This is a genomic window from Streptomyces albus subsp. albus, from assembly GCF_000719865.1.
Lineage (GTDB): Bacteria > Actinomycetota > Actinomycetes > Streptomycetales > Streptomycetaceae > Streptomyces > Streptomyces albus_E.
This window is the reverse complement of sequence record NZ_JOID01000027.1, coordinates 1-12,834: the sequence shown is the minus strand read 5'-3', so window position 1 is coordinate 12,834 and position 12,834 is coordinate 1. Positions and strand designations below refer to the sequence as shown.

General features: G+C 75.2%; 8 protein-coding genes and 1 pseudogene. 8 read left to right on the top strand and 1 reads right to left on the bottom strand.

What is annotated here, in order from left to right; all coding sequences use genetic code 11:
* Nucleotides 1-179: 179 nt before the first annotated feature.
* From IF83_RS0124055 to IF83_RS0124040, 4 genes and pseudogenes are all read left to right on the top strand, one after another.
* Complete coding sequence (locus IF83_RS0124055) at nt 180-884, top strand: GntR family transcriptional regulator (protein WP_030547523.1); 705 nt, start codon at nt 180-182, stop codon at nt 882-884.
* A gap of 247 nt (nt 885-1,131) precedes the next feature.
* Nucleotides 1,132-1,893, top strand: a pseudogene (locus IF83_RS0124050) (dolichyl-phosphate beta-glucosyltransferase); the annotation flags it as partial.
* 233 nt (nt 1,894-2,126) lie between these two features.
* Complete coding sequence (locus IF83_RS0124045) at nt 2,127-4,268, top strand: glycosyltransferase family 2 protein (RefSeq protein WP_244177187.1); 2,142 nt, start codon at nt 2,127-2,129, stop codon at nt 4,266-4,268.
* Nucleotides 4,269-4,435: 167 nt separating this feature from the next.
* Nucleotides 4,436-5,089, top strand: a complete 654-nt coding sequence (locus IF83_RS0124040) for a hypothetical protein (protein ID WP_030547518.1) — start codon at nt 4,436-4,438, stop codon at nt 5,087-5,089.
* A gap of 31 nt (nt 5,090-5,120) precedes the next feature.
* On the opposite strand, the gene IF83_RS0124035 is transcribed toward IF83_RS0124040, so the two are convergent.
* Nucleotides 5,121-5,843, bottom strand: coding sequence for an SLATT domain-containing protein (locus IF83_RS0124035; RefSeq protein ID WP_394297370.1), 723 nt, complete (start codon nt 5,841-5,843; stop codon nt 5,121-5,123).
* Between the two features lie 522 nt (nt 5,844-6,365).
* Here IF83_RS0124035 and purD point away from each other — a divergent pair.
* The 4 genes from purD to IF83_RS0124015 all read left to right on the top strand — a co-directional run bounded on the left by purD (nt 6,366) and on the right by IF83_RS0124015 (nt 12,674).
* Nucleotides 6,366-7,628: a phosphoribosylamine--glycine ligase gene (gene purD, locus IF83_RS0124030; protein WP_030547514.1), complete on the top strand. Its 1,263-nt coding sequence runs from the start codon at nt 6,366-6,368 to the stop codon at nt 7,626-7,628.
* 402 nt (nt 7,629-8,030) lie between these two features.
* Nucleotides 8,031-9,929, top strand: a complete 1,899-nt coding sequence (locus IF83_RS0124025) for a hypothetical protein (RefSeq protein WP_030547512.1) — start codon at nt 8,031-8,033, stop codon at nt 9,927-9,929.
* A 207-nt stretch (nt 9,930-10,136) separates the two neighbouring features.
* The gene (locus IF83_RS0124020) at nt 10,137-11,630 is read left to right on the top strand and encodes a N,N-dimethylformamidase beta subunit family domain-containing protein (protein ID WP_030547510.1); all 1,494 of its coding nucleotides are present in this window, start codon (nt 10,137-10,139) and stop codon (nt 11,628-11,630) included.
* Nucleotides 11,631-11,717: 87 nt separating this feature from the next.
* Nucleotides 11,718-12,674, top strand: coding sequence for a phosphoribosylaminoimidazolesuccinocarboxamide synthase (locus IF83_RS0124015; protein WP_030547508.1), 957 nt, complete (start codon nt 11,718-11,720; stop codon nt 12,672-12,674).
* Nucleotides 12,675-12,834: the final 160 nt, after the last annotated feature.

Genomic DNA, 12,834 nt, shown 5'->3' with positions numbered 1-12,834 from the left:
GTGCGAACGGGGCCCGCCGTGTCCGCACGGCCGGGCCCCGTTCGTCCGGCTCCGCCCGCCGTGCCGTCCCACGTGCGAGAACGGGGTGAATCCGCCGGAGACGGAGGCCCCGCCGTCGCCTATGGTGACCCGGAGGCCGCGCGACCAGCGCACCCGTGACGGCGAAGGAGACCGACCCCATGCCCGGCAGCGGCAGCCACCCCCGCGGCTCGGCAGTCACCCGCAACACCCTGCGGCAGCAGATCGCCGAGGCGCTCCGCGACGAGGTGCTCGCCGGCCGGCTGCCCGCCGGGCAGCACGTCGCCGTCAAGGAGATCGCCGAGCAGTACGGCGTCTCCGCCACCCCCGTGCGCGAAGCGCTGGTCGACCTCTCGGCGCAGGGCCTGGTCGACCTGGAGCACCACCGCGGCTTCCAGGTGCACCGGTTCACCCCGGAGGACTTCCGCGACATGGTGGAGGCGCGCACCCTGATCGTCGACGGCATCTTCCGGCACGCGGTGCAGCGGATACTCGAGGCCCTCACCCCGGCCGCTCTCCGCTCCCTGCGACGCCGGGCCGACGAGGCCGTGCGCGCTTCCCGCGCGGGTGACCTGGATGTGCTCATCGGGCACGACCTGCGTTTCTGGCGGGAGCTCGGCCAACTCGTCGGCAACCCGTACATCCGCGACATGCTCGGCCGGGTCCGCGTGCAGAGCTGGGTCTTCGCGGTGCCGTACCTGCGGCGCGAGACGGATCTCGCGGGACGGCTGTGGAGCGGCCACGGCGAGCTGGCGGACGCCGTCGCCGCCCGCGACGAGCAGGCCGCCCGGCGCATCATCGCGGACCACAACGACCACTCGCTGGCACTGCTCGACCGCTTCACGACCCGATGCGACGGGCCATGACGGCCGGGACCACCGCCGGACGGGGAGCTGCCGCCCGCACCGCGCCCGGCCGCCGCGCGGTTCGTGGCGTGCGTGCTTTCCGTGCCGTGCGTGCCAGTGCCGTCCGTGCCGTCCGTGCCGTTCGCGGAGGCGGCGCGGCGCCCCGCGGCCGCAGGTTCGGGCCGCCGGCGGCCCGGCGGGCGCGTGACCAGCGCCACACGGACGGGTGCGAGTGGAACCTCCTCCCGGCCGAGAAGGTCTTCCTCCAGTGACGATTCCCCATCGCGCCGCCGTACCGGGGCCCCGGCCCGGGAGCCGGCCGCTCGTCGACCTCACGGTGGTGATCCCCGCCTACAACGAGGAGCACCGGCTGCGCCGCGGGGTGGACGAGGTGTGCCGCTATCTCCGCGCGGGCGGCGGGCGCTGGGAAGTGATCGTCGTGGACGACGGCTCCACCGACGGCACCGCGGCCGTGGCCGCGGAGGCCGCGGCCGGGGAGCCGCGCGTCCGGCTGATCCGTACGCCCGTCAACCGGGGCAAGGGCCACGCGGTGCGCAGGGGCGTGCTCGCCTCGCGCGGCCGCCGGGTGCTCTACTGCGACGCCGACGCCGCCACCCCGATCGAGGAGCTGGCCCGGCTCGCCGCACGGCTGGACGCCGGCTACGCCGCGGCGATCGGCTCGCGCGCGCATCCCGGTGCGCGCATCGAGGTGCGCCAGCATCCGCTGCGCGAGCTGCTGGGCAAGGCGGGCAACCGGCTGATCCGGGCACTGGCCGTGCCGGGCATCCGCGACACCCAGTGCGGCTTCAAACTGTTCGACGGGGACAAGGCGCGCTCCGCCTTCGCCCGTGCCAGGACGGACGGCTGGGGCTTCGACGTGGAGATCCTCCGCCACTTCCACGCGCACGGCTGGCCGATGGCGGAGGTGCCGGTGCGGTGGGCCCACCAGCCCGGCTCCAAAGTCGGCCCCCGCGACTACGTCCGCGTCCTCGCGGAGGTCGTCGCGGTCCGGCTGCGGACCACCGGCAGGAGGCCGGGCCCCACCGGCACTCCGTGGACGCCGGGCGCGGCCGGGGCACCGGCGGAACGGGAACGGACGAAGGGGGAGAGCGGCTGATGGGCGAGACGGCACACCCGGTACGCCGCGCGGAGCGGCACCCGGAGCCGGAGCCGGGCCCGGGTTCACAGCCGGGCCCGGCGGCGGACGCACGGCCGGGGACGGACGCACGGCCTGGCCCGGAGCGGACGGCGGGGACGGAACCGGTGCGCACGGCCACCGGCACGGACCCGGAGACGGACCCGGAGACGGACCCGGAGACGGACCCGGAGACGGACCCGGAGACGGGGAGGGGCCCGGAGAGGAAGCCCACCGGCGTCCCCCGCACCACAGCCGCCACCGGCACCGCCACCGGCACCGGCACCGGCACCGGCACCGGCACCGGCACCGGGACCGGGACCGGGACCGGGACCGGCACCGGGAAAGAACCCTGTGCCGCCGGCGGTCCCCAGCCGCCCGCACTCTCCGAGCCGTCCAGGCCGAGCGAGGCGGGGGAGCCCGCGCCCCACGGGGCGCCCCCGCCCTCCGCCGACCGCCCGCCGCGCAGGCGTCCACCGCTGCTGCGGCGCCTCCCGCGCGCCGGCCGGTACGCGCTCGCCGTCCCGGCCGGCTATCTCCTCGTCTCGCTCCTGCTCTACGCCGGGCTCTGGGCGGACACCGACCGCCGGTACCTCGTCGACAGCATGCGCGACCAGGACCAGTGGGAGTGGTTCGTCGCGGTCACCGCGCACCACGTCCTCCACGGCGAGAACCTTCTCTTCACCACCCTGCAGAACGTCCCGCTGGGCGTGAACCTCATGGCCAACACGGCCATGTTCGGGCTGTCCGTCCCGCTCACCCCGCTGACCGCCGCGCTCGGCCCGACCGTCACCTTCGCCACCGTCCTCACCGGCGGGCTGGCCGCCACCGCCACGGCCTGGTACTGGCTGATCCGCCGCCATCTCACCGGCAACCGCACGGCGGCGGTGCTCGGCGGAGCCGTGGCCGCATTCGCGCCCCCGCTGATCTCGCACGCGAACGCGCATCCCAATCTCGTGGTGTTCTTCGTCATCCCGCTGATCATCGACCGCGCCCTCCGGCTGTGCGGCGGCCGCCGGGTGCTCCGCGACGGCGTGGTGCTCGGTCTCCTCATGACCTGGCAGATCTTCCTCGGTGAGGAGGCGCTGCTGCTCGCCGTCACCGGCATGGCGGTCTTCGCCCTGACCCACGCCTGCGTCCGCCCGCGCGCCGCCCGGGCCGCCGCGGGACCGCTGCTGCGCGGCCTGCTCACCGGCGCGGCGGTCTCCGTGCCGCTGGTCGCCTACCCGCTGTACTGGCAGTTCTTCGGCGACCAGAGCTACGGGAGCATCGCGCACGGCCCCACGGGCAACTCCCTGCGCGCGCTCGTCGCGTTCTCCGAGCGCTCCCTCGCCGGTGACCGGGCCACCGCCGACGCGCTCTCCCTCAACCCCACCGAGCGCAACGCTTTCTACGGCTGGCCGCTGCTGCTTCTCTTCCTCGCCGTCACCGCCGCCCTGTGGCGCCGTCCCGCCGTGCGGGCCCTGGCCGCCACCGTGCTGGTCGCGGCCGCCCTGTCCCTCGGCTCGGACGTCTCTCTCAGCGGCGCGCAGGGCGCGGCCACCGTGCCCGGCCCCTGGCGGCTCTTCGACGAACTGCCGCTCTTCGAATCGGTGATCGAGTCCCGGTACGCGATGGTGTGCGCACCGGCCCTCGGCATGCTGCTGGCGCTCGGCTGGGCCGCCGTCTCGGACGCCGCCGCGGCCGCCCGTACGTCGCCCTCCGCGCCCGACGACCGGGCCCGCCGCGACCGGGCCGTCCTCATCCGGGTCGGGGGCGCCCTGGCGCTCTGCGCCGCGCTGCTGCCCATCGTGCCCACGCCGCTGGAGACCGGCGAACGGCCGCCCGTGCCGCAGGTGGTGGCGAGCGGTGCGTGGCGGACGTTTGTGAAGCCCGGCGAGTCGCTGGTGCCGGTGCCGCTGCCCTCGCCCGGTGAGGCGAGCGCGCTGCGCTGGCAGATCGAGGCGGACTTCGCCTTCCCGCTGCCCGGCGGCTACTTCATGGGCCCGGCCGGCCCCCGGCTCCCGGGGCAGGACAGCCCGCCCGGCATCTACGGTGCCGTGCCGCGCCCGACCGGCGAGATGCTCTGGGACGTGCGCTGGAGCGGCCGGGTGCCCGCCATCGGACCGGAGGAGCGCCGGGCCGCCCGCGAGGACCTCGCCCACTGGCGGGCGGGCGCGCTGGTGCTCCAGCGGCAGCCGAACGACATGGCCCTGCGGGCCACGCTCGACCGGCTGCTCGGCGTGCCGGGGCGGCTCGTCGGCGACGCCTGGGTCTGGGACGTCCCGTGAGCGGGCAGAACGGGCAACGGGGGCGCCGGAAGCGGCGCCTCCGGACGCTCCCCGGCCCGTTCCGTCTCCGTTCCGCCCCGCTCCGCCCCGTGCCGCCGCCCGCGCGACGGCGCGGCCCACTACGCTGATCCGACCATCGTGCCGACCCGGACAGAGAGCGAGTGCTCGTGGCGTGTGATCTGTGGCTCGTCCCGCTCGTCGATGTGCTGTGCCAGAGCCCCGACAACCCCTTCGCCGAAGAGATCGCGGTCTACGACAAGGCCCTGCGCGAGGCGGGGCTGCCACCCGTCCCCGTGTTCGGCTACATGCCCGGCCTGAGCGGGGACGTCGCCCCCGTCGCCGGGTTCGACTACGACGCGCTGCACTTCCTGCGCCGCGCCTATCTGCTCCAGATCTGCGGACTGCCGGTCACCCCGGTGGACGAACTCGGCGGCGACTACGAACAGTTGCTGGAGATGTTCGAGACCACCGCGCAGCAGTCGCACCTGGTCTGGCACTACGACCACGCCGGCGCCTACGTCCCCGTCGACTTCACCCAGCCGCTGTCGAACGACGAACTCCTGGGCGGCGGCGGCCCGCTGGGCTCCGCGCACGGCCTGCTCCGCGAACTGGAGGCGGTCGCCCCGGCGATCGGCATCGACCCGGTCAACCCGCCGCTGGCGCCCGCGCCGCCGGGCCGCCCCACCAGCCTGGAGGAGCCGGCGCTCACCGTCCCGTACGAGGACGCCGGCCCGTACGCCCGCGAACGGCATGTGTGGCTCGGCCTGAACGCGGCGGCGACCCGCAGCCTCAGCCAGGGATCGATGATCGTCTTCAGCTGACCGGCAGACGCGCGGCACGCGCCCCCCGCCGCTACCGCGGTGGCTCGGGGGGCCGCTGCCGCGGCATGTTGGGCCGCGTGCCCGGCGGCAGCTGGAAGCGGGTGACCGTGCGGCCCTCCTGCCGGCCCCAGGGCACCAGCGACTGGGTGAGCAGCGGCGCCGAACCGGACCGGAACTCCACCATCCAGTCCGCCGTCTCGAACCGCACCAGCTCCGAGACGTCCTCAGAGAAGCGCCGCAGCACCGACAGACAGCGCTCGGCGGCCTCGCTCGCCGTGCCCTCCGTCGGGCCGAGCACCTCGCGGACGCTCTCCGACGCCCAGTCGAACTGCAGGGCCTCCAGCCGGCGCTGCACGGCCTGCGCCGTGGCGACGTTCCGCATCCAGCCGGACGTCAGCCCGAAGAAGCGGTCGCAGGCCACACACGCGGCGGCGCCGACCAGGGCGGCGCAGCCCCAGGCCGCGCCGTGGCCGACCGTGCCGGTCAGCTCCAGCAGCGGCAGCGAGAAGCCGGCCGTGGCCAGCAGCGCGCTGCCGGTGCGCAAGAGCCTGGCGCCGCGGCGCTTCCAGCCGCGGTCGGCGAGATACCACTCGGAGGTGCGCAGCGCGCGCTCCTCCACCCAGCGGTACAGCTCGTCGAGCCGTTCCGCGGGCTCTCCCCAGTCACCCAGCGGCAGAGGGCGGCCGAGCAGATCGCCCTGCCGCCCACCGCTCTTCGGAGGAGGCCCCTCGGGCTGCATTTCCGGCTGGCTCACCCGTGTGCTCCCTCTGTGGTCGCTCTGTTGTCGGCGGTGCTGCCCGCAAGGATGCCGTCACCTTGCGCCCGGCTGGACACGAGGGACGTGCGAGAACCGCGTGACGGCTGCTGCGCGCCACCTTTCATACCGCCGAATGGTGGGGCTCACCTGCGATACGGCTCGATTTACCCACAGATGAGGCCTGTGATCAGGTATAGAGCCCGATTCGATCACTCGAAAGGGTGGTGGCCGCTCGAAGAAGGGATACGCCCCGCGTGTCACCGCGATGCTTGCCGCGGGTGCGGCACATGCGCCGGGAGGGGGCCGAGAGGTTCCCGGTTTCCCAACTCCCCTGTGCTGAAAGCGCCGTGGCGCATCCGGAGACGCCCGGGAGGCGTCCAGGAGACCGTCGGGAGACCTCCGGGAGCCCGCACGGCGGCCCCCGGCGGGCCCGCGTACCGCCGCGCACCGGGGCGGCCGGGGCGTCCGGCCGTGAGACGGCCCGGCGGGCGCGCACCGGCGGCGGCTACCCTGAGCCGCGTGAAGGTCCTCGTCATCGGCGGCGGCGCCCGCGAACACGCCCTGTGCCGCTCTCTCTCCCTCGATCCCGACGTCACCGCGCTCCACTGTGCCCCCGGCAACGCCGGCATCGCGGAGGTCGCCGAGCTGCACGCGGTCGACGCCCTCGACGGCGCCGCCGTGGCGGATCTCGCCGCGGACCTCGGCGCCGGCCTGGTCGTCGTCGGCCCCGAGGCGCCCCTGGTCGCCGGGGTCGCCGACGCCGTGCGCGCCCGGGGCATCCCCGCCTTCGGCCCGTCCGCGGAGGCGGCGCGGCTGGAGGGCTCCAAGGCGTTCGCCAAGGACGTCATGGCCGCCGCGGGCGTGCCCACCGCCCGCAGCCACGTCTGCACCACCCCCGAGGAGATCGACGACGCGCTGGACGCCTTCGGCGCCCCCTACGTCGTCAAGGACGACGGCCTCGCAGCCGGCAAGGGCGTCGTCGTCACGCACGACCTGGAGACGGCCCGCGCGCACGCGCTGAGCTGCGACCGCGTGGTCATCGAGGAGTTCCTGGACGGCCCCGAGGTCTCCCTCTTCGCGGTCACCGACGGCAGCACGGTCGTCCCGCTCCAGCCCGCCCAGGACTTCAAGCGGGCCCTGGACGGCGACGAGGGCCCCAACACCGGCGGCATGGGCGCCTATTCGCCCCTGCCGTGGGCAGACCCGAAGCTCGTCGACGAGGTGCTGGCCACCGTCCTGCAGCCCACCGTGGACGAACTCCGCCGCCGCGGCACGCCGTTCTCCGGGCTCCTCTACGCAGGGCTGGCGATCACCTCGCGCGGCGTCCGCGTGATCGAGTTCAACGCCCGTTTCGGCGACCCGGAGACGCAGGTCGTGCTGGCCCGGCTGCGCACCCCGCTCGCCGGGCTGCTGCTGGCGGCGGCCACCGGCGACCTCGCCGACTTCCCGCCGCTCACCTGGGACGGCGGGGCCGCCGTCACCGTCGTCGTCGCCTCCCACAACTACCCCGGCACGCCCCGCACCGGCGACCCGGTCACGGGCCTGGACGCGGTGGCCGCCGAGGACGAGCACGCGTACGTGCTCCACGCGGGCACCCGGCGCGACGACGCCGGGCGGGTGCTCAGCGCGGGCGGACGCGTCCTGTCGGTGACGGCCACCGGGCCGGACCTGTCCGCGGCGCGCGACCGGGCGTACCGCGCCGTGTCCCGCGTCGGCCTCGACGGCTCGCACCACCGGACGGACATCGCGGCGAAGGCGGCGGCGGAGGCCGCCGGAGCCTGACGCACACGCGTCCGGCCCGGCCGGACTCACGGGCCCCGGGCCCCGCCCGCACCACGCGCGGCGGGGCCCGGGGCTTCGCGGTATGCGGAACGCGGTGTCGCGGTGTGCGGTACGCGGTGTCGCGCAAGTGTCCCGGAAACCAAGCCCGAGGGAATGAGCTCTGACCAAAGCCATTCCATCGAGTGACCGCCCGGAGGTACTGCTGACGTACACCCGCCCGGCCGCTTAGGGTGCCCGCAGACGGCCCCGTACCGGTTCCCGACCGGACGGGAGCCCGTTGCGGCAACCGGACCACCGGCGTTGCGGTGGCCGTGCCCGGTGCCACAGTGGGGGTGGGGACCAGTCCAGACCAGCAGGGAGTGAGTTTCGTTGGCGTCCGAACCGGCCGGTGCGGAGCCCGGAATGCGGGTGGCGCGCACCCGGGCCCTGGCGGTCCTCCACGTCCGGGGTATGGCGGTGGCCGCCGTGCTGCTCCCGGCCGCCGTCGCGGTCGTGCTGTTCGCGGCGACGGCCTCCGGCCGGGCGACCGGCGCGGGCTGGGACACCGCCCGCTGGGCGGTCACCGGCCTGGCGCTGGCCGTTCTGCTCCCCGCGGCGGTCACGGCGGCCGTCGTGGCGCGGGCCCGGCCCGCGGTCAGCCCGACCGTGGCGATCCGGGAGGAGACCGCCCCCGACCTCTACCGGCTCGTCCGCGAACTCGCCGACCGGCTCGGCGTACCCGCCCCCTCGGCCATAGCGACCACCCCCGACTGCGACAGCTGGCTGGAGGACCGGGCGCACCTCGCGCGCCGGGCGCCCCTTCGCGGCCTCACCGGCCGCCGCGGGCAGGGAAGTCCGCCGCGTCCGGCGGGGCCGGGGCGGGCGGACCGGCTCTTCCGCCGTCCCGCCCCCGAACCGCCGGAGCTCGTCATCGGCTCGCCCTTCCTGTGGTGGATGCGGGTGGCCGAACTGCGGGCGCTGCTCGCGCCGGTGGTCGCCGGAACGGGCCCCTCGGCGCAGCCCGACATAGCGGCCGCACGGCGCTTCGTCCGCGGTCTGGACGCGGCCGTGGCCGTCGCCGCCCGCCACCGTGCGCTCGCCGTCACCGGCTGGGCGGCCCGGACCCTGCTGCGCGCCTGCCGCACCCACGCGGCCGAGATGGAGCGCGGGGTGGCCGCCGCCGCCTCGGTCCGCGCCCAGGCGGTCGACTACGGCCTGCGGATCGTCGCCCAGGAGCAGGTCGGCCTCGCCTACGCGGGCTGGGACCGGCTGCTGACCCGGGTGGCGCTCCCGGCCTGGCGGATGGGCCGCTGGCCGTCCCGGCTCGACGCCGGGGTGGTTTCCGCGCTGACCGAGCTGTCCCGGCGCGACCGGCTCGCCGAGGGCTTCGCCTCCCGGCTGGGCGAGCGCCCGGCCTGCGATCTGCTGGAGGAGCCCGGGGTCGTCGACGAGGCGGCGTCGCTGCTGGCCGCCCGGCTGTTCCACGGCGGCCCGGCGGAGCGGGGCCCGGGCTGGGCGCCGGTCGACTGGGAGACGTATCCGGAGGAAATCGTGGACCGCAAGTGGCGGCTGGACGCCGCCCGCCTCCAGCGGGTCCTCGACGACCTCCCGCCCGGCGAACTCCCGCCCGGCGCGGCCCCGCGCGCGGTGCGGGCCGGCGAGCCGGACGGGGACGAGGGCGGAGACGGGGGCGCGGTGCCCGCCGACGTGGTGCCCGCGGTGGCGGCCGGGGCGACGCCCGGGGTGAGCCCCGGAAAGGCGGCCGCGGCGCCGCCCGGCGCGGTCGCCGCCGGACCGCCGTTCGCCCCCACCCTCGCCCGCGTCCTGGACCGGTTCACCGCCGGACGGGCCGCCGGTGACCGGGAGTTGGCCGAGCGGCTCGCCGCCCGCCTCGACGCGGAGATCCATCGCGAGGAGCTGGAGAGAGAACGGGAACGGGAGAACGAGCGCGAGCAACTCGGCGCGCACGGCGGCCCGGTGACGGACGGCGGCCCGGCGCTGCCACCTGATGGCGGCACCGGAGGGCCGGACCCCCGCGGAGCGGACGCCGTGCCGCTCTTCCCGCTCCAGGTTCCCCGCTCCGGAAAGGAACTGCTGGTCGACCATGTGACGGCCATGGTCTGCTGCGCCGCCGTGGACACCGCCGGGGCGGCACCGGGTCTTGACTGGCTCGACGGCCCCGTGCTGTTGTTCGGCGACAGCCGGGGGACCGACCTCGGAGGCCCCGTGCTGCGCCTCGTCGAAGAGGGGGACGACACCGCACTGCGCGGCTGGCTGAGCGAGGCGGGGGTGCGCCCGGAGAAACCGGTGCGCCTCGTGTGATCCACCGGCGCTGCGGCGCGCCGCCGAACCGGCGCACGGAATCGAACACAGCAATTCGCGACGACGGTGACGGAATGCGCGCGGAATGTGATGTGCTGTCACGTATGGCCGTGTCTCCCGCCACTCCGGGAAGCATGTGAGCACTTGTGAACAAGGGCGCGCGGAACGGCACGGTCGGAAGACGCGGTGCGGGGAGGGGAACGTTCGATGGGTACCGATCACATCCGGCGCTGGGAGTCGGGGGCCCTCGCGCACGCCGTCACGGATCCGTTCGGCCAGGGCCCGCTGCCCTGGCTCCGCGGCAGCGAGAACTACTTCGACGACACGGGCCGCATCGTCCCCTGGTATGTCGACCCGGCCGTCGCCCTCGACGAGCCCGGCATCCCCCGGCCCCGCCGAGGCTCCGGCAGCTCCTCACCGCGCACGGCCGACGACGTCCGCCGGCAGATCAAGGGCTTCGTCTCCACCGGGGCCGTGGCCCCCGGCGAGGCCCTGGACTTCCACATCGAGGTCAACCCGCCCCAGCAGTTCAGTGTGGACATCTACCGCATCGGCCACTACGCCGGTGACGGCGCGGCGAAGATCACCACCAGCCCGCGGCTCTCCGGGATCGCCCAGCCCGCTCCGCTCACCGCCGACCGCACCGTCTCCTGCCACCACTGGTGGCTCTCCTGGCGGCTCCACGTCCCCAGCTACTGGAACACCGGCGCCTACGTCGCCGTCCTCACCACCGCCGACGGCTACCGCAGCCACGTTCCCTTCACCGTCCGCGACGACCATCCCGCGGACCTGCTGCTGGTGCTTCCCGAGGTCACCTGGCAGGCGTACAACCTCTACCCGGAGGACGGGCACACCGGCGCCAGCCTCTACCACGCCTGGGACGAGCAGGGCCGTCTGCTGGGCGAGGAGGACGCGGCGGTCACCGTCTCCTTCGACCGCCCCTACGCGGGCGCCGGCCTCCCCCTGCACGTCGGCCACGCCTACGACTTCATCCGCTGGGCCGAGCGCTACGGCTACGACATCGCCTACGCCGACACCCGCGATCTGCACGCCGGCCGCGTCGACCCCAGCCGCTACCGGGGCCTGGTCTTCCCCGGCCACGACGAGTACTGGACCGTCCCCATGCGCCGCGCCGTCGAGCAGGCCCGGGACGGCGGCACCTCCCTCGTCTTCCTCTCCGCCAACACCATGTACTGGCAGGTGGAGCTCTCCCCGTCGGCCTCCGGCGTCCCCGACCGCCTGCTGACCTGCCGCAAGCGCCGCGGCCCCGGCCGCTCCGCCCTCTGGCGCGACCAGGGCGCCCCCGAACAGCAGGTGCTCGGCATCCAGTACCTCGGCCACGTCCCCGAGCCCCGTCCGCTGATCGTGCGCAACGCCAAGCACTGGCTGTGGGAGGCCAGCGGCGCGGGCGAGGGCGACGAACTGCCGGGGCTCGTCGCGGGCGAGGCCGACCGCTACTTCCCGCGCACCGCCCTGCCCGAGCACACCCACCGCATGCTCCTCGCCCACTCCCCGTACGAGGACCGGGCGGGCGCCCTCCGCCACCAGGAGACCTCGATCTACCGCGCGCCCAGCGGCGCCCTGGTCTTCGCCTCCGGCACCTTCGCCTGGTCCCCGGCGCTCGACCGGCCGGGCCACACGGACCCGCGCGTCCAGCGGGCCACGGCCAACCTCCTGGACCGCATCTGCAAACGGGACTGAGGCGCGGACGGGGCACCCTGGACGGGCCGTGCCGCTGCCCATGCGGAAGAATCGGAAGCTGTCCAGGACCGACCGATGGAGGGCAGTGTGTCCGGATTCGTAGAGAAACCCGAGCCGGTGCAGGTACCCGGTCTGGTGCATCTGCACACCGGCAAGGTGCGCGATCTGTACCGGAACGAGGCCGGCGACCTGGTGATGGTGGCCAGCGACCGCATCTCGGCCTACGACTGGGTGCTGCCCACCGAGATCCCCGGCAAGGGCCGCGTGCTCACTCAGCTCTCCCTGTGGTGGTTCGACCTCCTCGCCGATCTCGTCCCCCACCACGTGCTGAGCACCGAACTCCCCGAGGGCGCCCCCGCCGACTGGGAGGGCCGCACCACCATCTGCCGCTCGCTGCGGATGGTCCCGGTCGAGTGCGTCGCCCGCGGCTACCTGACCGGCTCCGGCCTCGCCGAGTACGAGCGCGACCGCACGGTCTGCGGCCTCGCCCTCCCCGAGGGACTCGTCGACGGCTCCGAGCTGCCCGCGCCCATCTTCACCCCGGCGACCAAGGCCGCCGTCGGCGACCACGACGAGAACGTCAGCTACGAGGAGGCCGCCCGCCAGGTCGGCGCCGACACCGCCGCCCGGCTCCGGCAGACCACGCTCGCCGTCTACAGCCGGGCCCGCGAGGTCGCCCGCGAGCGCGGCATCATCCTCGCCGACACCAAGTTCGAGTTCGGCTTCCTGGAGTCGGGCGGCGAGGGCGCCTCCGGCGGCGGCGAGGGCGGCAACGACCTCGTCGGCGACCGGGACCTGGTGCTCGCGGACGAGGTGCTCACCCCGGACTCCTCCCGTTTCTGGCCCGCGGACCAGTGGGAGCCGGGACACGCCCAGCCGTCCTTCGACAAGCAGTTCGTCCGGGACTGGCTGACCTCCCCGGCCTCCGGCTGGGACCGGCACGGCGAGCAGCCGCCGCCGGAACTCCCCGCCGAGGTCGTCGAGCGCACGGCGGCGAAGTACACCGAGGCGTACGAGCGGCTGACCGGCACCGCCTGGTCGTAACCGCGCCCGCCCGGCCGCGCGCCCGCCGCGTCTCCGCCCCCCCGCCCGCGTACGCGTGGGCGGGGGGTGCCTCTATGTCTTCCGTCAAGACACCCTGTCGGGTTTGGGATGGTTCGGGGTGCTGAGGTTATGCGGCGAGCTCGACATCTTTCGGTGTCCG